This window comes from Chromobacterium phragmitis (genome assembly GCF_003325475.1).
Classification (GTDB): Bacteria; Pseudomonadota; Gammaproteobacteria; order Burkholderiales; family Chromobacteriaceae; genus Chromobacterium; species Chromobacterium phragmitis.
Genome location: NZ_CP029495.1, coordinates 4,696,641 through 4,720,901, shown reverse-complemented (window position 1 = coordinate 4,720,901; position 24,261 = coordinate 4,696,641). Strand labels below are relative to the sequence as shown.

Genomic DNA, 24,261 nt, shown 5'->3' with positions numbered 1-24,261 from the left:
GCGGCAAGGAGGGCGGCATGCGGATATTGCTGGTGGAGGACAATGAGTTGATCGCGCTGGGCATCATCGCCGGTTTGCGCGCCCATGGCTTGGTGGCGGATGGAGTGGGCACGGCGGCGCAGGCCGAGGCGGCGTTGGCCACGCTGGACGCAGACGCCATGATTTTGGACCTGGGGCTGCCGGACGAGGATGGCATGCGCTTGCTGGCCCGGCTGCGCGCCAAAGGCGTGGATTTGCCCATTTTGGTGCTCAGCGCCCGCGACGGCGTGGCGGACCGGGTGGCCGGGCTGCGCGCCGGCGCGGATGATTATCTGCTCAAGCCGTTTGACCTGGACGAGCTGGTGGCGCGCTTGCACGCCTTGCAGCGCCGCGCCGGCGGCCGCAGCGTGGATGTGATGGAAGACGGCCCCTTGCGGCTGGACCCGCTGCGCGGCGAGGCCTGGCTCGACGGACAGGCGGTGTCGCTGGCGCGGCGCGAGCTGGCGCTGCTGGCGGCGCTGATGCAGGCGCGCGACCGCATCCTCAGCGCGGAGCAGCTCAAAGACCGGCTGTACGACTACAGCGAGGAGATCGAAAGCAACGCGCTCAACGTCCACATCCACCATTTGCGGCGCAAGCTGGGGCCGGACATCGTGGAGACGGTGCGTGGATTGGGGTATCGCTACGGGCGGGCCGAAGCATGAGCTTGCGCCTGCGTTTGCTGCTTTTGATCGGCGTGTCGCTCAGCCTGTTATGGGGCGGGGTGGCGGCCTGGACCCTGCATGATCTGGACCGCCAGCTCAACCGCACACTTGACCAGCGGCTGGCGATGTCGGCGCAGATGGTGGCCGGTTTGATGGCGCAGCTGCCGTCGCCGCGCGCGGGGGCATTGCCAAGCTTTGCCGGCATCCACGCCGGCATCGCCTGTCAGATTGTTTCGGTGCGCGGCGAGGTTTTACTGCGCACGCCCGGCGCGCCCAAGGTGGGGGCGTCCCGCCCGCCGCTGGGCTACGCTGATCAGCGGATAGGCGGCGTGCATTGGCGCAGCTACACGGTGGAGGCCAACGGCCTGTTGGTGACCACCGCCGACAGGCTGGCCGAGCGCGATGCGTTGTTGGCCAATGTGCGCTGGGCCGCGGCCGTGCCCTTCATCGCCGCGCTGGCCGGCAGCCTGATCGCCTTGTGGTTTGGCGTGCGTCAGGGCCTGCTGCCGCTGGAGCGCCTGCGACAAGCGCTGTCGCGCCGCGCGCCGGACGCCTTGGAGCCGGTGGACTCTCATCATTTGCCTGGCGATTTGCAGCCCCTGGCGGACAGTCTCAACGGCCTGCTGGAGAAGATGGGCCAGACGCTTTCGCGCGAGAGGCGCTTGACCAGCGATGCCGCGCATGAGCTGCGCACGCCGCTGACAGCGATCAAAACCCATCTGCAAGTGGCCCGCATCACCCAGGGGCGGGATGCGTTGACGGCCTTGGAGAACGCGGAGGAGGGGGCGGACAGATTGCAGAACACCCTCAGCCAGTTGCTGACCCTGGCGCGGGTGGAGGGCGAGTTTGATTGGGAGGATGGCCGCCCGGCCTTGGCGAGCGAGGTGGTGAGCCTGGCCGCGCGCGACGCCGCGCCGCGGCAGCCGGAGCGCATCGCCGTCGGTCCTTTGCCGCAGGCGCGGCTGGCGTTGCCGCAGGCGCTGGCGGTGACCGCGCTGCGCAATCTGCTGGACAACGCTTTGCGCTATTCGCCGCCTGAGTCGCTGGTGCGGCTGAGCGTCTGGAGGGAAGGCGCTTGCCTGCATTTTGAAGTGGCCGATCAAGGGCCGGGCTTGTCCGCAGAAGCCATGGCGCAGGCGATGCAGCGGTTCTGGCGCGCGCGCCAGGCTGCGGATGGCGGCAGCGGCCTGGGGCTGGCGATTGTGGCGGCCATCGTCGAACGTTTTGGCGGGCGGCTGGCGCTGCGCGCCGAAGAGGCGGGCGGTTTGTGCGTCATATTGACTTTGCCGGCGCGGGATTGATGTTGGCGGAGCGGCGGCGGGCAAGGTGTGTTGCGCGCGGTTGCCCCGCTCCAAAACCTTGAACAGACTCAAAAACGATCCAAACGACAAAGCCGGCATGTAGCCGGCTTTTTGATTCCCGTCGCGCGGCGCGCTTATTTTTCCGGGCCGCGGAAGGCGTCGTGACAGGTCTTGCAGTTTTGCGCCACCTGGCCGTAGGCCTTCTTGATGGCGGCCAGGTCGCCGGCTTTGGCGACGGCGGCGAGGTTGTCCACCGATTTCAGAAAGACGTCGCGGTCGGCCTGGAACTTGGCTGGCTGGCTCCAGATCTCTGGCTTGGCGCGGCTCTTGCCGGTGATGCTGTTCGCCGGGAAATGCTTGAACGGCTCCGCGGCCAGCGTTTTCATCGCTTCCGCCTGCTGTTCGAATCTGATCTTGTCGTAAGGCGCGCGTTCGCGCACCGCCATGCCCATCGGCTCGAACGATTGCAGCAGCATTTTCTTGAAGGCCTGGGAGCGGAGCTCGGCGGGGGTGTCGGCCTGGGCGGCGGGAATGGCGATGGCTGCCAGCAGCAGCGCGGTCAGTATCTTGTTCATGTCGTCTCGAATTCGATGGCGGTGGGCGGGAGTGCCGCGGCAGGTTCGCGGCGCCGAACGCCGATTATATCGATGACGGCGGGAATTGGGGCCGGGTGGGCGGCCCCGGGACGATCAATCCTTGCGGAAGTCCTTGTGGCAGGCTTTACAGGTTTGCTGGGTCGCGCCGAACTGGGCCTTGATCGCGGCCAGGTCGCCGGTCAGCGCCACTTGCTTCAGCTTGGCGGTGGCGGCCTTGTGATTGTCGACGGCTTTTTGCCAGTCGGCTGGCTTGCTCCAGATTTCCGGCTTGGCGTCGGTCTTGCCTGCGCCGCTGCCGGCGGGGAAGTACTGCCAGGGCTGTTGCGACAGCTGTTCCAGTTTGGAGGCCAGCTTGGCGAATGCATCCTTGTCGTAGGGCGCGTCGCCCTTCACGACCTTGCCCATTTGGCCGACTACCGGCTTGTATTGTTTGAACGCTTCCTTGCGCTGGCTGACCGGGTCGGCGGCGAAGGCTTGGGCGGCGAATGCCAGCGCCAGCGAAGCCATCAACATCTTTTTCATCAAAACTCTCCTTGTTTGGCATGAAAGGCGGCGTGGGCAGCGTATCACGGCATGCTCTTCGCCAAAACCCGCAATGTGTAAATGGTTGAATGGATGTGATGTTATACAGTAACATTCGCATCGTCACTCAGCCGGCCGATGGCCAACCCAAATGGATTCCTCCGCTTATCTCGCCGCCGCCGAGCGCCATTGCGCCGCGCGGGGCAGCAAATTGACCGAGCTGCGCCGCCAGGTGCTGGCGCTGGTGTTGAGCCGCCGCGGCGTGGTCAAGGCCTACCAGGTGCTGGCCGACCTGCAGCAGCAGCGCGGCAGCGCCGCGCCGCCCACCGTCTACCGCGCGCTGGACTTTCTGGTGGAGCACGGCCTCTTGCACAAGGTGGACGCGCTCAACGGCTTCATCGTTTGCGATCACTTCGATTGCCAGCATGAGAGCCTGATCCTGGTATGCGAGCAATGCGGCCGCGTCAACGAGGTGGACGCCGCCGGAGGACTGGCCAGCCTGCGCGAAATGGCGCAGGCCGCCGGCTTCGCGCTCAGTCCGCAAAACCTGGTGCTGGCCGGACGCTGCCAGTCCTGCGCCGCCTGAATCTGAAGAAATCATGAACAAGACCAAAGTCAACCTGTTTACCGGCTTTCTGGGCGTGGGCAAGACCACCGCGCTGCGCCATTTGATCGCCAACCGCCCGCAGCATGAAAAATGGGCGGTGATCGTCAACGAATTCGGCGAAGTCGGCATAGACGGCGCCGCGCTGCTCAACGACGAGCTGGCGGTGGCGGAGATCGCCGGCGGCTGCCTGTGCTGCGTGGCGGGCCCGCAGATGACCGCCACCGTGGCCACGCTGCTGCGCCGCGAGAAGCCGGACCGCCTGCTGATCGAAGCCAGCGGCCTGGCCCATGCCGCCGGCGTGATAGACGAGTTGCGCGCCAAGCCCTTGGGCGAGGCGCTGGAAGTGGCCGCGGTGCTGACGCTGGTGGACCCGCGCCAGTTCATCCAGCCTGATTACCACCGCCAGCCCTTATATCGCGACCAGATCTCGATCGCCGACGTGCTGGTGGCCAACAAGATAGACACCGCCGACATCCCGACCATGGAAGCCTTCCGCGCGCAGGCGGCGGCGCTGTTTCCGCCCAAGTCGCTGGTCGGAGAGGTGAAGGACGGCCAATTGGACGTGTCCTGGCTGGACGCCGAGCTGGCGGCCAAGCCGCGCTACCGTCCGGCTGTTTTGCCCGACAACGCCAGCGCGTGGCAATCGGCCGGCTGGACCTTCGAGCCGGAACTGAATTTCGACGGCGAGCGGCTGACCCGGCTGTTCGACGACCTGCCCAAGAAAGTGCCGGGCCTGACGCGCGCCAAGGGCGTGTTCCGCGTGTTGGACAGCTGGGTATGGCTGAACTGGGCGGCCGGGCAGTGGGGCGCCGCCCAGGTGTCCTGGCGCCGCGACAGCCGCTTCGAGTTGATCGCGCCCGAATTCGACGCCGCAGCGGTGGAAGCCTGGCTGAAGGAGTGTCTGGAATGAGCGACACGCATTCTCACGATCACCACCATGCGCATGAGCCGCACCGCCATGTGACCGCCGCCAATCTGCGCCCGCCGTTGAGCCTGCTGGCCATGTCGGCCGGCCAGCGCGTCGCGCTGACGCTGTTGCCGCTGGCCGGCCTGTGGCTGCTGGTGTGGTGGGCATTGCGGGAGCTGGCATGAGCATCGCCCTGAACAATCTGACGGTGTCCTACCAGCGGCATCCGGCGGTGCACCACATCAGCGGCCGCTTCGCCGACGGCGACGCCACCGCCATCTTCGGTCCCAACGGCGCCGGGAAAAGCACCTTGCTGAAGGCCATGATAGGCGCGCTGACGCCCGATTCCGGCAGCGTGGACCTCAATGGCCATCGCCGCGCCGACATCGCCTACCTGCCGCAGCAGGCGGAGATAGACCGCAGCATGCCGGTCAGCGTGCTGGAGCTGGTCGGCACCGGCCTGTGGCACCAGAGCGGCCCCTTCGGCCGGGTGGGACGCGACGGCATGGCCCGCGCCATCGAGGCGCTGGAGCAGGTGGGTCTGGCCGACTTCGCGCTGCGGCCGATCGCCGCTTTGTCCAGCGGCCAATTCCAGCGCGTGCTGTTCGCCCGCATTCTGGTGCAGGACGCGCGGGTGATCCTGCTGGACGAGCCCTTCAACGCGGTGGACGCCAAGACCACCGAGGATCTGTTGGGCCTGGTGGCGCAGTGGCGGCGCGAGAAGCGCACGGTGATCGCGGTGCTGCACGATGCGCTGCAGGTGAGGGCGCATTTCCCGCGCACGCTGCTGATGGCGCGCGAGGTGATCGCCTGGGGCGACAGCGCCGCGGTGCTGACCGATGACAACTTGCGGCGCGCGGTGGACACCGCCGCCCACTGGCAGGCCCAGGCGCCGGTTTGCGGCCTGGATGGAGCAAACGCCTGATGCAACACTTGTACGATCTTCTGGTTTCTCCCTTCGTCGAATTCGCCTTCATGCGCCGCGCGCTGGCCGGCTGCCTGGCGTTGGCGCTGGGCTCCGGTCCCATCGGCCTGTTCCTGGTGATGCGCCGCATGAGCCTGATGGGCGATGCGATGAGCCACGCGGTGCTGCCGGGCGCCGCCGTCGGCTTCATGTTCGCCGGCCTCAGCCTGCCGGCGATGAGCTTGGGCGGCTTCGTCGCCGGCGTGCTGGTGGCGTTGCTGGCCGGGCTGGCCACCCGCTTCACCAGCATCAAGGAAGATGCCAGCTTCGCCGCCTTTTATCTGCTGTCCTTGTCTCTGGGGGTGTTGCTGGTGTCGAGGGGCGGCAGCAACGTCGACCTGATGCATATCCTGTTCGGCTCGGTGCTGGCGGTGGACGACGCTGCGCTGTACCTGGTATCGGGCGTGGCCACGGCGACGCTGCTGACGCTGGCCGTCATCTACCGGCCGCTGCTGCTGGAGAGCCTGGACCCGGTCTACCTGCGCGCGGTGGGCGCGCGCGGCGCCTGGTGGCATCTGTTGTTCCTGATGCTGGTGGTGCTGAACCTGGTGGCCGGCTTCCAGTCGCTGGGGACGCTGATGGCGGTTGGCCTGATGATGCTGCCGGCGATCACCTCGCGGCTGTGGACCGAGCGCATCGAGGCCATGCTGGCGCTGGCGGTGGGCATCGCCTTCCTCAGCGGCCTGGGCGGGCTGTTGCTGTCCTATCACTTCGAGTTGCCGTCCGGTCCCGCCATCATCTTGCTGGCCGGCCTGGTCTATCTGCTGTCTTTGCTGTTCGCGCCGGTGGGCGGAGCGCTGCCGCGCTATATCCGCGCGCGGCATCTGGAATCTTGAACCGACTAAGGGGAAGCCTCATGAAGAAAACTCTAGCCGCCTTGCTGTTGCTGGGCATGCCGGCGCTGGCGCTGGCCAAGGTGCCGGTGGTGGCCAGCTTCAGCATCATCGCCGACATGGCCCGCGAGATCGGCGGCGATCGCGTCGAAGTGGTGTCGCTAGTGGGGCCGGATCAGGACGCGCACGTGTTCCAGCCGTCGCCGGCCGACATCAAGAAGGTTTCCGCCGCGAAGGTGCTGGTCACCAACGGCCTTGGGCTGGAAGGGTGGATGACCCGGCTGGACAAGGCGGCCAACTTCCGCGGCGTGACCGTGGTGGCGTCCAAGGGCATCAAGACCCGCCAGGCGCCGGAAGAAGAGCATGCCGAGCATGACCACGCTCACGGCCATGACCACGGCGACGTCGATCCGCATGCCTGGCATGATCCGGCGAGGGTGCAGACCTATATCAAGAACATCAGCGCCGGTTTGATCCAGGCCGACCCGGCCGGCAAGGCCGAGTACCAGCGCCGCGCGGCCGACTATGCCGCCAAGGTGAAGGCGGTGGACGACTGGGCGAAGCAGCAGTTTTCCTCGGTGCCGGCGGCCAAGCGCAAGATGCTGACTTCGCACGACGCCTTCGGCTATCTGGGCGAGCGTTACCAGCTGAAAGTGCTGGCGATCCAGGGCGTGAGCACCGAGGCCGAGGCATCGGCCAAAGGCGTGGCGCAGCTGACGCGCCAGGTGAGGAAAGAAGGCGTCAAGGCGGTGTTCATGGAAAACATGACCGACGCGCGGCTGCTGAAGCAATTGTCGGCCGAAGCCAAGGTGCAAGTGGGGGGCAAGCTGTACGCCGACGCGCTGTCAGGCCCGAGCGGTCCGGCCGCCAGCTATTTGCAGCTGATGCGCTACAATGTCGACACCATCATGAAATCGTTCCGCTGAGGAGCTGAACCAGCTTCCAGGCGCCGATTCCCGCCACGCCCAGCCCGGCTGCCAGCCGGACTGGGCGTTTTTGCATCCAGCGGCGGAGGCCGTCGGCGAACACGCCCATCAGCAGCAGGTTGGGCAAGGTGCCCAGGCCAAAGGCCAGCATCAGGCCGGCGCCATGCCAGGCGGAGCCGCTGGCCAGCGCCGAGATGGAGGCGCTGTAGACCAGGCCACAGGGCAGCCAGCCCCATGCCGCGCCCACCGCGACGGCGCCGCTGGCGGAGCGCACCGGCAACAGCCTGCCCACCAGCGGTTGAACCCGCCTCCATACCGGCTGTCCCAGTTTTTCCAGCGCGGCGACGGCTTGGGCGAATCCCGCCAGATAGAGGCCCATCGCGATCAGCATCAGGTCGGCCAGCGCCGCCAGCGCCAGCTGCCAGGCGTGGGTGGATGCCAGGCTGAGCCCGCCCGCCGCCAGGCCGCCGAGCAACGCGCCGATCAGCGCGTAGCTGGCGATGCGGCCCAGATTGTAGCCGGCCAGAACCCGCCAGCGGGCGCCGCCGGCCGGCTGATGCAGGGTGAGGGCGGCGACGATGCCGCCGCACATGCCCACGCAGTGTCCGCCGCCCAGCAGGCCGGCGAGGAACAGAATCCAGAAATTTGTCTCAATCATGCCGCAAGCGGTTCAGGAAAGCTCTATGGTAACAGAGGGCATGACGAAACGGCTGTAGCGCGCCGATTTGGCTTGACGGCGGGGTTTGCGGCGCATTGTTCGATTCTTTTTGGCATTGTTGAAACAGTCATTCTACAAAAAAGGTTGAAGATAATTGTTTCGCCTACTGGCCAAAAGGACAGTTTGCAAAGAAAATGTCAGTTTGGGCGCGACAACAGGACTGCGCCGCCGGCATGGCGGACGCGGTCCGGCCCGGAGCCGGGCCGGAAATGGGAGCGCTCCGCCCACAGAGGCGGAGCGGTCCGGTCTGGGCTGCTGAATGAAAGGAATGGGGATACAGTGAGGAACACAATATGGCCAGGTATCTGACACTCGAACGGCTGGGCAAATCGGCCATCATCACGCTTTCCAACCTGCCTGCCAATTTGCTGACGACCGACAGCCTGAATGAGCTGACGGCGACGCTGCAGGCGTTGAATGCGGATGATGCCGTGCGTTCGGTGGTGATAACCGGCGCCGGCGACGCGTTTTTTTCCGCCGGAGCGGATTTGAAGCAGTTCGCGGCGGGTGACAAGGCCGCCGCGGACGCTCTGCTGCAGGCTTTCGCCAATGCGCTGCAGGCGATACGCGGCTATCGCGGCGTCACGGTGGCGGCCGTCAACGGCTTCGCGCTGGGCGGCGGGCTGGAATGCGCGCTGGTCTGCGACTACATCATCGCCGAGCGCGGCGCCAAGCTGGGCCTGCCTGAAGCCAAGGTCGGCCTGATACCGGCCGCGGGCGGCACCAAGACGCTGGCCGACAAGGTGGGCGTGTCCTGGGCCAAGCGCATCATCCTGGGCGGCGAGGTGGTGTCGGCCGAGCAGGCGCTGAAGATAGGCCTGATCGAGGAAGTGGTGGACCAGGGTTTCGCCAAGATCGTCGCGGTCAGCCTGGCTAACAAGGTGGCGGGACAAAGCCCGGCGGCGGTAGCCGTCGCCCGCAAGCTGATCGAGGACAGCCCCAATCTCAGCCTGGACGAGCACCTGAAGCGCGAACGCGCGGCGACGCTGGGCCTGGTGGGCGGCTCGGAGCAACTGGACGGGGTGGCCGCCTTCCTGGCCAAGCGCGCGCCCAGCTGGGCGCGGGACGACGACGATTGAGCCATCCCCCGTTTCCTGAGCCGACATGATCATGGCCGCCTGCCCGCACTTTGCCGCAGGCGGCTTTGTTTTGGGCGGGCTCGCCGTGTTAGCCTAGCCGTCATTTGGCATATCCGGCCGCGCGAGCCGGCGTCGCAGGGGAGAGCATGGAAATCTATCAGTTGCGCACCTTCGTCACTGTCGCCCAGCAAGGCCATCTGACCCAGGCGGCCGAGCTGCTGCATTTGTCGCAGCCGGCGGTGACCGCCCAGATCAAGGCGCTGGAGGAGGAGGTGGGAATGCCGCTGTTCGAGCGCAGCGCGGGCGGCGTCAGCCTGACCCGAACCGGCCAGGAACTGTTGCCTCAGGCGCAGGGGGTGCTGGCGGCCGCGCGCGGCATCATCAATCACGCCAAACACCTGAAAGGTCAATTGTCCGGGCAGGCTCGGATAGGCGTGACGCTGATGCCGGACATCCTGAGGCTGGGGCCTTGGGTGGCGGCGTTGGTGGACGCGCACCCTTTGCTGGAGGTGCAGTTGACCCATGGCGTGTCAGTGGATGTGCTCAATCTGGTGCGCAAGAAAGAGCTGGATGCGGGTTTTTATCTGGGCAAAAACCCGTACATGAACGTCGTCACCGTGCCCTTGCAGACGCTGAATTTCCGCATCGCGTTGCCGGCGGCCTGGGCCGGGCAGATGGCGGAGGGCCGGTTGAAAGATCTGGGCAAGCTGCCCTGGGTGGGCATCTCGCAGTTTTCCAGCCTGTCCAAGATCACCTCCGAGTTGTGGCGAGAACTCAATATCTCGCCTAAAAAGGTGGCGGAGAGCGACCATTTGTCGGTGATCTTGGAGCTGGTTGCCGCCGGCGTAGGCGCGGCGCTGGTGCGCGAGGAAGAGGCGATCGCCTGGGAAAAGAGCGGTCGCGTCTGGCTGGTGCCTGGCGTAGGCAAGCGCGCCGAGCTGCAGTTCGTCTACCCGGCAGATCGGGCGGGCGATCCGGTGCTGGAGACGCTATTGAGGACGTTGCGGGATGTCTGGGGGCTGCCTGGTCCCCAGGCTTGACTACAAGGCGCTTGAGCGCCGTTTCGCGAGGAGGCCGCATGGCCAGCTGGATAGTCGGTGCGATGGAGACGTATCGCGGCGCGATGGAGCAAGGACAGCGCCGCTGGATGGATGCGCAACAGGAGGCTTGCAGCTGTTGGTTGTCGTCGCTCATGCCCGGTTTTCCGCTGTCCGAGCGCGAGGTGGAGCGGCGGATAGACGGCGGCTTGCTGGCCGGCGCGTCTATCTGGCAGGCTCAGGCCGACATCCAGCGAGGTTTGTTGCTGGCCGTCGAGAAGCTGTGGACCGAGATGGGGCGCAACATCGCTCGGCAGTGGCCTGACGACGCGCCGATCGCCGCAGTGCGCCAGGCGCTGGAAGTGGGCTGCGCTTCCGGCGCCGCCTTGTCGACAGCGTCGCGTCAGGCCGGGCATTTCGCCGCCACCAACTTTTCCGGCATTCCGCTGAAGGCCGCCCGTGATATGAGGCGCGTGCTGCGGCAAACCTGATCCGCGGGCGCATGGTATGCTGACCGCATCCGCCCGGACGCGGGCATCAGCGGAAAGCGTGCGATGAGAATCCATGGCGCCTGTCACTGCGGCAATATTTCCTTCCAGCTCGACTGGCCCGACGGCGCGGCGATCCCCGCTCGTCGTTGCGGCTGCGGCTTCTGCCGCAAGCATGGCGGCGTCTGGACCGCCTCTCCCGCCGGCAGGCTGGAGGTGACGCTGCGCGATCCGCAGCGCGTATCGCATTATCGTTTCGGCACCCGCACCGCCGACTTCCACATCTGTTCCGATTGCGGCGCCGCGCCGCTGGTCACCAGCGAGATCGGCGGCCGCTTGCGCGCCGTGGTCAGCGTCAACGCCTTCGAGACGCCTGGCCTGCCGCTCGGCGATGCGGCCGACGTATCGTTCGATGGCGAGAGCGAAGCGGAGAGGCTGGCGCGGCGCGCCCGCAACTGGATTCCCGATGTCCGCTTCGTCTGATCGCCTTCCCCTTGTCCGGCTGGAGGCCTTGCCGGCCGAGGTGCTGGCCGATCTGGCCGCCGGCAGGCAGCCGGCAAGCCTGGGCCGCCGCTGCGAGGAGGGTTGTGGCCGCCTTCAACTGATTTTGCCCATGATGGAGAAGCGCCATGAAGCTGATCGGGATGTTGGATTCCCCCTATGTCCGCCGCGTCGCGGTTTCCCTGCAGTTGCTGGACCTTCCATTCGAGCACCAGCCCTTGTCGGTGTTCAGCGCATTCGACCGTTTCCGGCAGATCAATCCGGTGGTCAAGGCTCCCACGCTGATCTGCGACGACGGCACGGCGCTGATGGATTCCACTTTGATCCTGCAGTACGCGGAGTCGATCGCGCCGGGGCGCAGCCTGCTGCCGTCCGATCCGCAACGTTTGCTGCGCAGCCTGCGGGTGACCGGGCTGGCGCTGGCGGCGTGCGAGAAGAGCGTGCAGATCGTTTACGAGCGCAAGTTGCGCCCTGAAGACGCGCGCTACCAGCCTTGGCTGGAGCGGATCAGCAGCCAGTTGCTGGCCGCTTACGACGAACTGGAGCGGGAGCTGGCATCCGGCGTGCCGGACATTGGCGGCGGGACCATTGATCAGGCCTGGCTGAGCACTGCCGTCGCCTGGCGCTTCAGCAGGAGGATGACGGCTGACATCGTGCCGGAAGATGAGTATCCGGCGTTGGCCGCCCTCTCCGCCCAGGCTGAGGCGCTGGACGCGTTCCGGGCGGCGCCGTATGGCGATGGCGCGTATCCGGTCCGGTTTTAATGCGCCATCGCCCGCGCGTGCAACCGAAAGCTACGGCTCGATTTCAATGGCCCGGGGCCATGTCGTGAGGCGCCGCGATGCGTTCACGCTGACTGCGTCCTGAGACAAGGGCAAAATAAAACGCCGCCGCATTGTGAAAGGCGGCGGCGTCATTGGCGCTTGATGGCGTTACTGCTGATGCGCGCCGTCGGTTACGATGCCGCGCACCTTGGCCACGTCGCCGGCCGCCACCGGACTGGCGGCGTTGCCCCAGCTCTGGCGCATATAGGTGAGCACGTCGGCCACTTCCTGGTCGCTCATCTGCTGGGCGTAGCCCGGCATGCTGTATTCCCAGGCCAGATGATGGGTGCGGGCGTTGACGCCGCCTTCCAGCACCACGCGGATCAGCGAGGTGGCGTCGCGCGCCATCACCGCCGAGCTGCCGGCCAGCGCCGGCACCACCTTGTCATGTCCCTGGCCGTTGGCCTGGTGGCAGGTGGCGCAGTTTTCGAAGAACAGCGCGGCGCCGGTGCGCACCGGCGCGGGGTCGGCCGCGCCCGCGCTCGGCAGGCTCTTCAGGTAGACGGCGATCGCCGACAGGTCGGCGGCGTTGATGTGCTGGCTGCTGTAGTGCACCACTTCCGCCATCGGGCCGAAGGCCGCGGTGTGGCGGTTGCGGCCGGTCTGCAGGTATTGCGACAGCTCGTCGACCGACCAGCCGCCCAGGCCTTCGCGCGCATCGCCGGTCAGATTGCCGGCGTACCAGCCGGCCAGCAGCGCGCCGGTCAGATAGCCGGGTTTCTTCTCGCTCAGCGCCACTTCCTGGAAGGCCGCGCCGCGCGGGGTGTGGCAGGTGCCGCAGTGGGCCATGCCTTGCACCAGGTAGGCGCCGCGATTCCATTCGACGCTCTTGGCCGCGTCAGGCTGGTAGCGGCTGTCGTCGTGGAACATCCAGCGCCACAGCGTCAGCGGCCAGCGCATCGACAACGGCCAGGGGATGTCGCTGTCGCGATTGGCCTGCTTCACCGGCGCCACGCCATGCATGAAGTAGGCGTACAGGTCGCGCATATCGTCGTCGTTGATGCGGGCGAACGAGGTGTAGGGCATGGCCGGGTATAGCGAATGGCCTTCCTTGGCCACGCCGCGGCGCAGCGCGCGGGCGAAATCCTCGTAGCTGTAGTCGCCGATGCCGGTTTCCTTGTCCGGCGTGATGTTGGTGGAGTAGATCTTGCCCACCGGGGTGTCCATCGGCAGCCCGCCGGCATTTTCCTTGCCGCCGGGCGCGCTGTGGCAGGCGATGCAATCGGACACGCGGGCGAGATAGGCGCCGCGGCGCACGCCGTCGGTGTCGATATGGGCGTGGGCGAGGGAGGCTGCGCCGGCCAGCAGGGCCGCGAGGCCCAGGGTTGTCATCAGTTTCATCACGGGTGTCCTGTTATTTCAGCTCGTTTACGGCGCGCCATGCCTGGTCGATGGCGGCGTGGGTGTACGGGTTCCAGTCGGAGTCGGAGTTGGCGATCGTCACGTTGCCGGCCGGACGGCGGGCGGCGGCGATGATGCGCTTGGACTCTTCTTCGTCGTCGTACATCGAGTTGAGAAAGTAGGAATAGCCGTGCGACCAGCGATTCACCGTGATGGCGGCGATGTCGCGGTTGTGGTCGAAGCCGGCGGGGCCGAGGATGCGCTGCAGCTGGCCGCGGATCATGCCTTCATGCTCGGCGAACGGCATGGCCAGCAGTTTGGCGCGGCCCATCCGCCACTGGGTGCGCGGGTCCAGGTTGGAGCCGGCGATGGTGGGCACGTAGACCATGTGCAGGCACATCGGCTCGGACGGCTTGCGCGGATGCTGGTAGCCGCCCAGGTCCACCGGGTAGTCCAGCTTGATGCGGCTGTACGGCATGGACGGACAGTACAGTTCGTGCACGCCCAGCTTCATGAAGCTTTCCCAGTTCTTCAACACCACCTTGGTGTAGACCAGCGGGGCCTTCACGTTCAGCGCCAGCGCCTGTTTCTGGTCATCCTGCAGCTCCGGCATGATGTGCGGAATCATCATGTTGTAACAGGCCATCACCACGTGGCGGCCTTGCACGCGGCGCAGCTTGCCGCTTTTGTCCAGATAGCCCACGTCCACCGGACCCTGGGCGTTTTCCACGCGCACCACGGTGCTGTTCAGGCGCAGCCGCACCGGGTTTTCCGGCAGGTCCAGCTTGCCGTAGTCGAAGCGGGCCAGCACGATGTCGTTCATATCCTTGCCCGGCGCGGCCTGCGGAATCATCTTGCGCACCAGCAGGCGGGCGATGGACGCGTTGCCGTCCGGGAAGTGGTAGATGTACGGGTCGCGCAGTTCGGCTTCCGCCTCGGCGCTGATCTTGCCCAAACCGGCCACGCCGTGGAAGCCCGGCAGGTCCAGATTGCGCGCGTCCAGCGCCGGCAGGCCGTCGATGCCCACCGCCTGGAAGTCGTTGCTGCGCGACTGGAAGAAGCGGATCGCGGTGGCGCTGAGGCCGACGTGGCGCGACAGGTAGGCGCTGTAACTGATCTTGGCCAGATAGGCTTCGCGCTTGCTCTTGGGCATGTCGCCCAGGTAGTCGCGGGTGCTGGTGTGCAGGGCGATCAGCGCGTCGCGGTCTTTCTTCGACATCGGGAAGTCGTTGATGAAGTCGCGGATCGGGCGCGCGTTCAGGCGCTTGGGATCGATGTCGTCCGCCACTTGCAGATAGGGGTCGCCGCCCACGGTCTTGTCGACGCCGAAGTCTTCCTTGTTGAAGAACACGCCGCGCGACAGCTTGAGGTCGGGGTAGAAGTTGCGGTGGAAATGGCTGGCCAGGCCGTCGATGTCGACGGTCAGTTCCTTCATCAGCGCCAGCGCTTCCTTGCTGAACACGTGCTTGGGCGATTGCAGCGACTCGGTGCCGCCGTAGCCCAGCACCAGGCGCTCGCCCACCTTGAACTCATTGCGTTTGGCGTGGCCGCCGAAGTCGTCGTGGTTGTCCAGAATCAGCACCTTGGCTTGCGGATGCTTCTTGCGGTAGTAATGCGCGGCCGCCAGGCCGCTGATGCCGCCGCCTACCACCACCAGATCGTAGCGCTCTTCCACCTTGGCGCCGCCCAGGTTGACGGCGTGATGGGCGCGGCCCAGCTTGTGCGCGTTCTCGAACGAGCCGTCATGGTTGCCGCGCAGGCCGGTGAGAGAGGGAGGGTAGTAGCTGGCGCTGATCTGTCGGGGTGCGGCACGGAGGATTTCCAGCGGTGTGAGCCCGGCAGCCACGGTCAGCGCGAAACCATTGAGAAAGTCTCGACGGGTAATGGACATGGCTTTTCCTGTGTTGTTTTGTTGGAATGAACCAGCAGCCTCTGCGTGCTGTCTGAGGCCCGCATTATAACAAATTGTAAATATAGTTATTTTTTATGCCGATGAAATGGGATTCGGCGCAATGAAAGAAAAGAAAAGGCCCGGCATGGCCGGGCCTTGGGGGTGGGGAGCGATCAGGGTCAGGCTGGGACGATCTTCTTCTTCAGCGCGCCCAATGCCAGCGCGGTGGCCAGGGTGCCGGCCGCCAGCGCCGCCAGATAGCTGGGCAGGTGTTCCACCGCGTTGGGGATGGGCAGCACGAACACGCCGCCGTGCGGCACTTTCAGCTCTACGCCCATGGTCATGGAGACGGCGCCGGCCAGGGCGGAGCCGGCCATCAGCGCCGGGATCACCCGCAGCGGATCGCGGGCGGCGAACGGTATCGCGCCCTCGCTGATGAAGGCGAGGCCCAACACTGCGGCGGCCTTGCCGGCTTCGTGCTCGTCGGCGGTGAAGCGGTCGCGGAACAGGCGGGTGGCCAGCGCGATGCCCAGCGGCGGCGTCATGCCCGCCGCCATCACCGCCGCCATCGGCGTGTATACCTGGCTGGCGATCAGGCCGGTGGCGAAGGCGTAGGCCGCCTTGTTGACCGGGCCGCCCATGTCGAAGGCCATCATCGCGCCCAGGAGCGCGCCCAGGGCCAGCGCGCTGCTGCCCTGCATGCCTTTCAGCGCCTCGGTCAGCGCGGCCAGCAGCGCCGCTACCGGTTCGCCCACCACGTAGATCATCAAGAGGCCCACCAGCAGCGAGCCCAGCACCGGCAGGATCAACACCGGCTTCAGGCCGTCAAGGTGCTGGCCCAGCTGGATGCGGCGGTTCAGTTCGCGGGTGCCGTAGCCGGCGATGAAGCCGGCGGCGATGCCGCCGAGAAAGCCCGATCCCAAGCTGGCGGCCAGCATGCCGCCCACCATGCCGGGGGCGATGCCGGGGCGGTCGGCGATGGAATAGGCGATGTAGCCGGCCAGGATGGGCACCATCAGCGCGAAGGCGGATTTGGCGCCGATCTGGAACAGCGACCAGGCCAGCGTGCCCTTGTGCGCGTCGTCGAAGGCGTAGATGCCGCCCAGGGCGAAGGCGAGCGCGATCAGGATGCCGCCGGCGGTGACGAAGGGCAGCATGAAGGAGACGCCGGTCATCAGGTGGCGGTAGGGGCCGTCCTTGGCCTTTTCCGCAGCAGCGGCCCGGGACGATGGCTCGCGGGCGGCGGTCCAGGGCTGCGCTTCGGCTTGCGCGCGGCGGACCAGCGCCTTGCCGTCGCCGATGGCGGCCTTGGTGCCGCTCTTGAACAGCCGCTTGCCGGCGAAGCGGTCCAGCTGCACCTGAGTGTCTGCGGCGATGATGACCAGGTCGGCGGCGGCGATCTCAGCGTCGGTCAGCGCGTTTTGCGCGCCGACGGAGCCCTGGGTTTCCACCTTGATGACGTGGCCCAGCGCCTTGGCGCCCTGCGCCAGTCCCTCGGCGGCCATGAAGGTGTGGGCGATGCCGGTGGGGCAGCCGGTGATGGCGACGATGCTGAGCGCGCGCTCGGCCGCCGCCGCGTTGTCCAGCTGCGCGGCCGGGTCGGCCAATACCGCGTCCAGCGTGGCATGGCGGACGGGCCGTTGTCCGGCGCGGCTGTCGTCGGGACAGTCCACCAGCAGGATCTGGCCGGCGGCCTGGACGGCGTCCGCGCTCAGCGCCGGCTGGCCGTCTATTTCGATGTCTATCCGCTTGCCTTGTTGCTTGGCGGCCTGGCGCAGCGCTTCGGCTGCCAGTCTGGCCTGGGTGCTGCGCTCTCCCGCGCGGATGATGGCGACGATGCTCATGTGTTTCCCCTGTCTGGAAAGTGGGCGCGGCTCAGGCCGCGGCCAGGGTTTGCAGGCTGACGGCGGCGGCCAGTTCGCGTATTTGCGGCTCTGGCGGCAGGTGGGGGCCGACGCGTTGCAGCTTGGCGGCGGCGAAGGCCATCGCCAGCCGCAGGCTGTCCGCGGCGTTCAGCTCCTGGCGGCGGGCGGCGGTCAGGCCCGCCACCAGCGCGTCGCCGGCGCCTACTGTGCTCAGCGGCCGCTGCGGCGGCAGGCTGGCCAGCAGCGCCGCGTCGCCGTCCACCAGCAGCGCGCCCTGTTCGCCCAGCGACACCACCACCCGGCCGACCCCCATCCGCTGCAGGCCGCGCGCGCAGCGCGCCACGTCGTCCAGGCCGGGCAGCTCGCGGCCGGCCCATTGCGCCAGCTCCTCGCGGTTGGGCTTCACGCAGTCGGGCAGCGCCGCCGGCGGATTGGCCAGCGCGGCGGCCAGCGGCGAGCCGCTGCTGTCCATCAGCACCCAGGCGCCTTGCCGCTTCAACTGGGCGCATAGCCGCGCCAGCGCGTCGCGCGGCATGCCGGGGGGCAGGCTGCCGGCCAGCACCGCCAGGTCGCCGGCGCCGACGTCGCGGAGTCCGGCCGTCAGCGACGCCAATTCGGCTTCGCCGGTTTCGGGGCCGGGCAGGTTGACGTCGGTGGTGTCGCCGCTGGCGAGATCGGCCAGCTTGATGTTGACCCGGCAGGCGCCGGCTACTCGCAGCATGCGGTCGGTTATGCGCTTGGCGGCGAACAGCTGCTCGAAGGGGCCGCAGTTGTCGCGGCCCAGCAGGCCGTGGGCGTGGGCCGGCAGGCCCCAGTCTGCCAGGCAACTGGCCACATTGACGCCCTTGCCGCCGGCGTTGACCGTGGCGGCGCGCGCCAGATGGACGCTGCCGGGGATCAGCGCGTCCAGGGTGACGGTCTGGTCCAGCGCCGGATTGGCGGTGACGGTGTGTATCGCGCCGCTCATGCCAGGTCCTCCAGCAGTTGCCGCACTTCGTCGGCGCTGTCGCAGGCCAGCGCTTGTTCTGCCAGGCCTTGCAGCTTGGCGCGGCTGTGGCGGCGCAGCATGGCTTTCACCGACGCGATGTCGTGCGGGCTCATCGACAGCTCGTTGACGCCGAGGCCGGCCAGCACCGCCGCGCCTTGCGGGTCGCCGGCGATGCCGCCGCACACGCCCACCCAGCGCTGGTGCGCCGCCGCGCCCTGCACGGTCTGCCGGATCAGCCGCAATACGGCCGGGTGCAGGCTGTCGGCCTCGGCTGCCAGCTCGGGGTGCTGGCGGTCCATGGCCAGCGCGTACTGGGTCAGGTCATTGGTGCCGATGGAGAAGAAATCGACATAAGGGGCGAGTTGGTCGGCCAGCAGCGCGGCGGCGGGCACTTCCACCATGATGCCGATCGGCACGGCGGGCGCGCCCAGCTCCTTGCGCACGCTTTCGCACAGGCCTTTGAGCCGGGTGATCTCCTTCAGCGAGCTGATCATCGGGAACATGATGGACAGGGGCCTGCCGGCCTTGGCGGCGCGATAAAGCGCGCGCAGCTGCGGCTCCAGCAGTTCGCGGCGGGCGAGCAACAGCCGCGCGCCGCGCATGCCGAGGAAGGGGTTGTCCTCATGCGGCAGGTTCAGGTAGGGCACCTGCTTGTCGCCGCCGATGTCCAGCGCGCGGACGATCAGCGGCTTGCCTTGCAGCGCCTGCTGCATCGCCAGATAGGTTTTCAGCTGCTCCTCTTCGTCCGGCGCGGCGTCACGCTCCAGGAACAGGAATTCGGTGCGCATCAGGCCCACGCCCTCGGCGCCGGCCTCCAGCGCGGCGGCGGCCTGGTCGGGGCGATTGATGTTGGCGGCGATCTCGATGCGCGCGCCGTCGGCGGTCTGGCCCGGCAGCTGGCGCTCCGCCTGCTGCTTCTGCTGGTCTTCCCGCTGGTGTTGCTGCCAGGCGCGGGCGGATTCCAGATCCGCGTCGCTGGGGTTCAGGTACAGCCGGCCGGCGTCGCCGTCCAGGATGGCCGGGCTGCCGTCGGCCACGTCCAGCAGGGCGGCTCCGGCCGCCACTACGGCCGGCAGGCCCAGCGTGCGCGCCAGGATGGCGGTATGGGCGGTGGGGCCGCCGTGGGCGGTGGCCAGACCCTTGACGCGGGACAGGTCCAGCGCGGCGGTGTCGGATGGCGCGAGGTCTGGCGCCAGCAATATGGTATCCGGGCCGAAGTCGGCCGGCGCATGGCCTTGCAGCGCCGGATCAAGCTGGAACAAGACGCGGCGGCCGACATCGCGCAGGTCGGCGGCGCGGGCGGCCAGCAGCGGGTTGCCCAGCGCGGAGATTTTTTCCGCCAGCCGTTCCACCGCCTGGTGCCAGGCCCACTCCACGCCGTGGCCGGCCACCATCAACTGGCAGCTGAGGGTGATCAGGTCTGTGTCGTTCAAGAGTTCCGCCTGGGCGCGGAAGATGCCGGCTTCTCCGGCGCCGAGCGAGGCCTGGGTGGTTTCGGCCAGCCGGGCGAGCTGCAGCCGGGTGGCGGCCAGCGCTTCGTGCAGGCGGTCGCCGCCTTCGGCCAGGCTGATCGGTCGGTCCGGCACTTGCAGCGCCTCGCCGGCGAGGATGCGCGCGGTGCCGATGGCGATGCCGGGGCTGGCGGCGATGCCGGGGAGGGAAATCGGCGCGCCGACGGGTTGCCAACCGGCGCGAGGCCGCTGGGCCGCGGCGCGCTGGGCGGCGATGGCGGCGGCGGTCTGCTCGGCCAGGCTGGCCTCGCGCATGGCCTTGACGAGCTGGCGCACGCCGTCTTCGGCCTGCGGTCCGCGGCCGGACACGGAGATGAGGTCGCCCTGGCGCAGGCCGAGTTGCAGCAGCGCGATCAGGTTCTTGGCGTCGGCGTTCTGGCCGCCGTGGCGAACTTGCAGCTGCGCCGGGCTGCGCCGCGCGGCGTCCACCCAGAGCGCGGCGGGGCGCGCGTGCAGGCCGTTGGGATAATCCAGCCGCCACTCCTCGGCGTGCTCGAGGTCTCGCGCTTCGGCGTCCGGCGGCAGGCTTTCGCTTTGCTGCTCCAGCGCGGCGATCAGGTCGGCGCTGTCCTGGGTGAGGAACAGCGGCAGCAGCCTGGACTCGTCCTGCAGCAGGCGGGTCAGTTGGCGCAGCATTACCAGATGGTCGTCGGAGCGAGCCGCGATCGCGCACAGCAGGTGGGTGCGCTGGCCCGGATTCCATTCGAGCCCGTCCGGAATCTGCAGGATGGCGACGCCGGTGCGCAGCACCAGCGCGCGGTCTTCCACCATGCCGTGGGGAATGGCGATGCCGTTGCCCAGGTAGGTGTTGGCCACCGCCTCGCGGCGCAGCAGGCTGTCTATGTAGTCGGGGGATATGCAGCCGGCGTCGGCCAGCATGCGGCCGGCTTCGCGGATGGCGGCCTCCTTGCTGGCGGGCTGGCAGCCCAGGCGTATCAGTTGCGGATTGAGCAGGGCGTCGGACACGGCTTACCTCGTTCGTGGACTCGATATGGCTGGAATTGAAAACGATTACATTTTTTCTGTCAATCAGACAGAACTGGTTAAAATCAAACTTGTGGCCAAATATTGAATTATGTGGCGATTTTGGGCTTGCCAGCGGCGCATGTGCTGGTGCAGCATCGTGTTTATCGACTGAAAACGATTTCCAAAAACATGACTACCAGCATTAAGGATGTCGCGCAGTTGGCCGGCGTCTCGGTGGCCACCGTGTCGCGCGTGTTGGGCAACGGCCCGGTCAGCGCCGCGCTGCGCGCCAAGGTGGAGGCCGCCGTCGCCCAGAGCGGCTACCGGCCCAATTTGTCGGCGCGGCGGCTGCGTTCCCAGCACACGCACACCATAGGCCTGATCGTGTCCGACATCCGCAATCCCTTCTTCACCGCGGTGAGCCGGGCGGTGGAGGATGTCGCCTACCAGTCCGGCATGCGGGTGATTCTGTGCAATACCGATGAAAACCCGGACAAGGAGGCGATGTATCTGCGGCTGATGCAGGAGGAGAGGGTGAGCGGGGTGATCTTCGCCGCCACCCGCGCCACCGCGGAAGCGCTGGACGTCGCCGGGCTGGGTTTTCCTGTGGTGATGATAGACCGCGCCGGGCCATCCGCCCGCTGCGACGCGGTGCTGTTGGACAACCGGGCGGCGGCGGCGCAACTGGTGGAGCATTTGCTTGGCGCCGGTTATCGCCGGATAGGCGGGTTGTTCGGCAATACCAGCAGCACCGGGGCGGAGCGCCACGCGGGCTTTGTCGAGGCCATGGCGGCGGCCGGTTTATCGGCGGCGGCGCGCTTCGTCGCGCCCAGCGCGGAGGCGGCGCGGGCGGAGGCGGCGGGGTGGCTGCGGGAGGCGGACGCGCCGGAGGCGCTGATCGCCAGCAACGGCTTGCTGTTGTTGGGCGCGGTGAAGGCGGTGCGGGAGGCGGGCGTCGCGGTGCCGGGCCAGCTGGCGCTGGCCGGGTTCGACAACGACAGCTGGACCGAGCTGGCCGACCCCGGCATGACGGTGATCGAGCAACCTGTGGACGAGATAGGCCGCGCGGCGATGGAGATGCTGCTGGAGCGGCTGCAGCAGCCGGATCGGCCGCTGCGCAAAGTGGTGCTGGCGGGCCGCCTGGTCGCGCGCGGCTCCAGCCGGGCCCGGCGCTGAGTCAGCGCATCGGGCCGGTCATGCGGGTGAGGGTGTCGTCCTTGAGGAGCAGGTGATGCCCCGCCGCGGCGGCGGCATGCAGGATGCTCAGCCACAGCAGCACATTGCCCAGCAGTTCATGGATGCTTTTCAGCTCCTTGCCCAGCGCGGGATCATTGGGCATGAAGGCGGGGATGGGCAGGCCGAGCAGGGCGACCTGGCCGCCTTTGGCCTGAATGAAGGCGATGCCCAGCAGCGGCAGCGCCAGCATCAGCGCGTACAGCGCCCAGTGGCCGGCGTGGGCCAGCAGGACTGAGAGGCGGCTGGGTTTGGGGGAAATCTCCGGTTGCGGATTGCTCAGCCGCCAGGCTATTCGCGGCAGCACCAGCAGCAGCACGATCAGCCCGGCCTGGATATGGACGAAGCTCAAGTTGCCGCGGGTGGCGCTGCCTTTGGGGAAGTTGCCTTTCAGCTCGATGACGACCAGGGCGGCGATCACTGCCAGCGCGCACAGCCAGTGCAGGGCGCGGGCGATTTGGCCGTAACTGCGCGAAGTGTTGCGCAACATGTCGGCTCCTTTCGTTTCGGTTGGAACATGTTGCAAGCTTAGTCGCTGAAGCTTAAGTCGGCCTTAACCCATTTCAAAAGAAGGGGAATGCCGGCGGGAGAGCCGCGCGCGGCGGATGGCGTCGGCTAGGCCTTACGCCAAGGCCTGGCGGATCACCCCCTGTTTGTCCGCCGGCTGCCAGCCTTCCGGCTTCAGCACCTTGCCGTCGGCGCGGCGCACCACGCGGCCGTCCACGCACTTGCGCAGATTGGCGTCATGTATCGCGTCGCACATCGCTTCCAGCGGCAGGCCCTGTGACAGCAACAGGCCGCATACCACATTGAGCACGTCCACCGCTTCCGCGGTCAGTTCGGCGCGGCTGCGCAGCTGTTGTTCGGGAGGCTGCGCCGGCAGCGCGCGGTAATCGGCCAGCGCCTGCCGCAGTTCGTCCAGCTCTTCGTCCAGCATGGTCTGCCACATCGCCAGCTGTTCTGGCTGGAATTCCGGATGGGTGGGGGAGGGGATGTCGAAGCGCCGCATGAAATCGCGGCGCATCTGGAACAGATCGCTCATCGATAGACTCCTGTGTGATGTCCATATTGTGGAGTCTATCGATAAAATCATCAATATATTGTGATTATTGCGCCTGCAGCGCGGCCAGCGCCTGGAAATAGTCCGGGAAGGTTTTGGCCACGCATTTGGGGTCGTTGATCACCACCGGCGCGCCCAGCAGCGAAACCAGCGAGAAGCACATGGCCATGCGGTGGTCGTCGTAGGTGTCGATTTCGGCGTTGGGCGTCAGCGTCGACGGGGGGGTGACGCGGATGTAGTCCGGTCCTTCCTCCACGATCGCGCCCACTTTGCGCAGCTCGGTCGCCATCGCCGACAGACGGTCGGTTTCCTTCACCCGCCAGCTGGCGATGTTGCGCAGCGTGGTGGCGCCGTCGGCGGCCAACGCGGCCACGGCCAGCGTCATCGCCGCGTCCGGGATGTGGTTACAGTCCAGGTCGATCGCCTTGAGCCTGCCTTCGGCGCGGGCCTCGATCCAGTTGTCGCCGCGGCGCACCGTCGCGCCCATCAATTCCAGCGCCTCGGCGAAGCGCACGTCGCCCTGGATGCTGGCCTCGCCCACCCCTTCCACCCGCACCGGTCCGCCGGCCAGCGCGCCGGCCGCCAGGAAGTAGGACGCGCTGGAGGCGTCGCCTTCGACATAGACCTCTCCCGGCGAGATGTAGTGCTGGCCGCCGGGGATGGTGAAGCGCTGCCAGCCGTCGCGTTCGACGCGCACGCCGAATCGCGCCATCAGATTGAGCGTGATTTCGATATAGGGCTTGGAAATCAGATCGCCCACCACCTCGATCTCGGATGTCTCGCCGGTCAGCGGCAGCGCCATCAGGAGGGCGGTGAGAAACTGGCTGGAGACATTGCCCTTCACCCGGATGGGGCCGGCGCAGCGCACGTCGGCCGGGGAGATGGACAGCGGCGGAAAGCCGGGCTGGCCTAAGTACTCGATGCGCGCGCCGGCGGCGTTCAGCGCCTCGACCAGGTCGCCGATCGGGCGTTCGTGCATGCGCGGCACGCCGGACAGCTGGTAATCGCCGCCCATCAGCGCCAGCGCCGCGGTCAGCGGGCGGAAGGCGGTGCCGGCGTTGCCGAGGAACAAGTCTGCGTTCTTGACTGGAAACGCGCCGCCGCAGCCCTGTACGCGGAAGTCGCGGCTGTCGCCCTGCTGTTCCACCTTGACGCCCAGCAACTTCAACGCGCTCAGCATGTGGCGGATATCGTCGGAATCCAGCAGGTCGCGGACCAGGGTGCTGCCGCCGGACAGCGCCGCCAGCAGCAGGGTGCGATTGGAAATGCTCTTGGAGCCGGGCAGCTTGACGGCGCCGGCGAGGCGAGGGCAGGGGGGGAGATGCAGTTGTTCCATGTGGGTGTCGCGCTTGTGTTTTGGAATGGCGTGGCTTGATAAGTGTCAGGGACACTGTACCCGCCAGACGAGGCCGTGCGCAAT

The 24,261-nt window shown here is 67.3% G+C and carries 25 protein-coding genes; 14 read left to right on the top strand and 11 right to left on the bottom strand.

What is annotated here, in order from left to right:
• Positions 1 to 17: 17 nt before the first annotated feature.
• Both DK842_RS22405 and DK842_RS22400 read left to right on the top strand, forming a co-directional pair.
• The gene (locus DK842_RS22405; protein WP_114063478.1) at positions 18 to 683 is read left to right on the top strand and encodes a response regulator; all 666 of its coding nucleotides are present in this window, start codon (positions 18 to 20) and stop codon (positions 681 to 683) included.
• Positions 680 to 1,984 carry an ATP-binding protein gene (locus DK842_RS22400; protein WP_114063477.1) on the top strand — a complete coding sequence of 435 codons (1,305 nt, stop codon included), beginning with the start codon at positions 680 to 682 and terminating at the stop codon, positions 1,982 to 1,984. The genes DK842_RS22405 and DK842_RS22400 overlap by 4 nt, the downstream gene beginning before the upstream one ends.
• Positions 1,985 to 2,118: 134 nt before the next feature.
• Here the strand turns inward: DK842_RS22400 and DK842_RS22395 are convergent, their stop codons facing one another.
• Entirely contained in the window at positions 2,119 to 2,559 is a 441-nt protein-coding gene (locus DK842_RS22395; protein ID WP_232538559.1) for a c-type cytochrome, read from the bottom strand.
• A 114-nt stretch (positions 2,560 to 2,673) separates the two neighbouring features.
• Positions 2,674 to 3,102 (bottom strand): c-type cytochrome, encoded by a 429-nt coding sequence (locus DK842_RS22390; RefSeq protein WP_114063476.1) that lies wholly within the window; start codon positions 3,100 to 3,102, stop codon positions 2,674 to 2,676.
• 151 nt (positions 3,103 to 3,253) lie between these two features.
• Here DK842_RS22390 and DK842_RS22385 point away from each other — a divergent pair, with 151 nt between their 5' ends.
• From DK842_RS22385 to DK842_RS22360, 6 genes are read left to right on the top strand one after another with little or no spacing between them, the layout of a single operon-like run.
• On the top strand, positions 3,254 to 3,688 hold the full coding sequence (locus DK842_RS22385) for a Fur family transcriptional regulator (protein ID WP_114063475.1): 435 nt from the start codon (positions 3,254 to 3,256) through the stop codon (positions 3,686 to 3,688).
• A 13-nt stretch (positions 3,689 to 3,701) separates the two neighbouring features.
• Entirely contained in the window at positions 3,702 to 4,619 is a 918-nt protein-coding gene (locus DK842_RS22380; RefSeq protein ID WP_114063474.1) for a CobW family GTP-binding protein, read from the top strand.
• Positions 4,616 to 4,801, top strand: a complete 186-nt coding sequence (locus tag DK842_RS22375; RefSeq protein ID WP_114063473.1) for a hypothetical protein — start codon at positions 4,616 to 4,618, stop codon at positions 4,799 to 4,801. Before DK842_RS22380 ends, DK842_RS22375 begins: the two co-directional genes overlap by 4 nt.
• The gene (locus DK842_RS22370; RefSeq protein ID WP_114063472.1) at positions 4,798 to 5,541 is read left to right on the top strand and encodes a metal ABC transporter ATP-binding protein; all 744 of its coding nucleotides are present in this window, start codon (positions 4,798 to 4,800) and stop codon (positions 5,539 to 5,541) included. The genes DK842_RS22375 and DK842_RS22370 overlap by 4 nt, the downstream gene beginning before the upstream one ends.
• Complete coding sequence (locus DK842_RS22365) at positions 5,541 to 6,416, top strand: metal ABC transporter permease (RefSeq protein ID WP_114063471.1); 876 nt, start codon at positions 5,541 to 5,543, stop codon at positions 6,414 to 6,416. Before DK842_RS22370 ends, DK842_RS22365 begins: the two co-directional genes overlap by 1 nt.
• 20 nt (positions 6,417 to 6,436) lie before the next feature.
• Entirely contained in the window at positions 6,437 to 7,339 is a 903-nt protein-coding gene (locus DK842_RS22360) for a metal ABC transporter substrate-binding protein (RefSeq protein WP_114063470.1), read from the top strand.
• On the opposite strand, the gene DK842_RS22355 is transcribed toward DK842_RS22360, so the two are convergent.
• Complete coding sequence (locus DK842_RS22355; RefSeq protein WP_114063469.1) at positions 7,320 to 7,997, bottom strand: sulfite exporter TauE/SafE family protein; 678 nt, start codon at positions 7,995 to 7,997, stop codon at positions 7,320 to 7,322. The genes DK842_RS22360 and DK842_RS22355 overlap by 20 nt on opposite strands.
• 353 nt (positions 7,998 to 8,350) lie before the next feature.
• Here DK842_RS22355 and DK842_RS22350 point away from each other — a divergent pair, with 353 nt between their 5' ends.
• The 5 genes from DK842_RS22350 (at position 8,351) to DK842_RS22330 (ending at position 11,926) form a co-directional block, all read left to right on the top strand.
• A complete protein-coding gene (locus tag DK842_RS22350; RefSeq protein WP_114063468.1) occupies positions 8,351 to 9,136 on the top strand; it encodes an enoyl-CoA hydratase in 786 nt (261 codons plus the stop codon).
• A gap of 146 nt (positions 9,137 to 9,282) precedes the next feature.
• Positions 9,283 to 10,176: a LysR family transcriptional regulator gene (locus DK842_RS22345; protein WP_114063467.1), complete on the top strand. Its 894-nt coding sequence runs from the start codon at positions 9,283 to 9,285 to the stop codon at positions 10,174 to 10,176.
• Between the two features lie 38 nt (positions 10,177 to 10,214).
• Positions 10,215 to 10,664 (top strand): hypothetical protein, encoded by a 450-nt coding sequence (locus DK842_RS22340; RefSeq protein WP_114063466.1) that lies wholly within the window; start codon positions 10,215 to 10,217, stop codon positions 10,662 to 10,664.
• A gap of 63 nt (positions 10,665 to 10,727) precedes the next feature.
• The gene (locus DK842_RS22335; RefSeq protein ID WP_114063465.1) at positions 10,728 to 11,144 is read left to right on the top strand and encodes a GFA family protein; all 417 of its coding nucleotides are present in this window, start codon (positions 10,728 to 10,730) and stop codon (positions 11,142 to 11,144) included.
• Positions 11,145 to 11,290: 146 nt separating this feature from the next.
• Entirely contained in the window at positions 11,291 to 11,926 is a 636-nt protein-coding gene (locus DK842_RS22330; RefSeq protein WP_114063464.1) for a glutathione S-transferase, read from the top strand.
• A 168-nt stretch (positions 11,927 to 12,094) separates the two neighbouring features.
• Here the strand turns inward: DK842_RS22330 and DK842_RS22325 are convergent, their stop codons facing one another.
• From DK842_RS22325 to ptsP, 5 genes are all read right to left on the bottom strand, one after another.
• Positions 12,095 to 13,327 carry a cytochrome c gene (locus DK842_RS22325; RefSeq protein WP_114063463.1) on the bottom strand — a complete coding sequence of 411 codons (1,233 nt, stop codon included), beginning with the start codon at positions 13,325 to 13,327 and terminating at the stop codon, positions 12,095 to 12,097.
• A gap of 13 nt (positions 13,328 to 13,340) precedes the next feature.
• Positions 13,341 to 15,218, bottom strand: coding sequence for an NAD(P)-binding protein (locus DK842_RS22320; protein WP_114063462.1), 1,878 nt, complete (start codon positions 15,216 to 15,218; stop codon positions 13,341 to 13,343).
• Between the two features lie 179 nt (positions 15,219 to 15,397).
• Positions 15,398 to 17,062 carry a PTS fructose transporter subunit IIC gene (locus DK842_RS22315; RefSeq protein WP_114063461.1) on the bottom strand — a complete coding sequence of 555 codons (1,665 nt, stop codon included), beginning with the start codon at positions 17,060 to 17,062 and terminating at the stop codon, positions 15,398 to 15,400.
• Positions 17,063 to 17,093: 31 nt separating this feature from the next.
• Entirely contained in the window at positions 17,094 to 18,050 is a 957-nt protein-coding gene (gene pfkB, locus DK842_RS22310) for a 1-phosphofructokinase (protein WP_114063460.1), read from the bottom strand.
• The gene (gene ptsP / locus DK842_RS22305) at positions 18,047 to 20,548 is read right to left on the bottom strand and encodes a phosphoenolpyruvate--protein phosphotransferase (RefSeq protein WP_114063459.1); all 2,502 of its coding nucleotides are present in this window, start codon (positions 20,546 to 20,548) and stop codon (positions 18,047 to 18,049) included. The genes pfkB and ptsP overlap by 4 nt, the downstream gene beginning before the upstream one ends.
• 189 nt (positions 20,549 to 20,737) lie before the next feature.
• Here ptsP and DK842_RS22300 point away from each other — a divergent pair, with 189 nt between their 5' ends.
• Positions 20,738 to 21,724, top strand: a complete 987-nt coding sequence (locus DK842_RS22300; protein ID WP_114063854.1) for a LacI family DNA-binding transcriptional regulator — start codon at positions 20,738 to 20,740, stop codon at positions 21,722 to 21,724.
• Between the two features lies 1 nt (position 21,725).
• Here the strand turns inward: DK842_RS22300 and DK842_RS22295 are convergent, their stop codons facing one another.
• From DK842_RS22295 to aroA, 3 genes are all read right to left on the bottom strand, one after another.
• Positions 21,726 to 22,271, bottom strand: a complete 546-nt coding sequence (locus DK842_RS22295) for a cytochrome b (RefSeq protein WP_114063458.1) — start codon at positions 22,269 to 22,271, stop codon at positions 21,726 to 21,728.
• 132 nt (positions 22,272 to 22,403) lie between these two features.
• Entirely contained in the window at positions 22,404 to 22,823 is a 420-nt protein-coding gene (locus tag DK842_RS22290; RefSeq protein WP_114063457.1) for a pyrophosphohydrolase domain-containing protein, read from the bottom strand.
• A 64-nt stretch (positions 22,824 to 22,887) separates the two neighbouring features.
• Positions 22,888 to 24,177, bottom strand: coding sequence for a 3-phosphoshikimate 1-carboxyvinyltransferase (aroA, locus tag DK842_RS22285; RefSeq protein ID WP_114063456.1), 1,290 nt, complete (start codon positions 24,175 to 24,177; stop codon positions 22,888 to 22,890).
• Between the last annotated feature and the right edge of the window lie 84 nt (positions 24,178 to 24,261).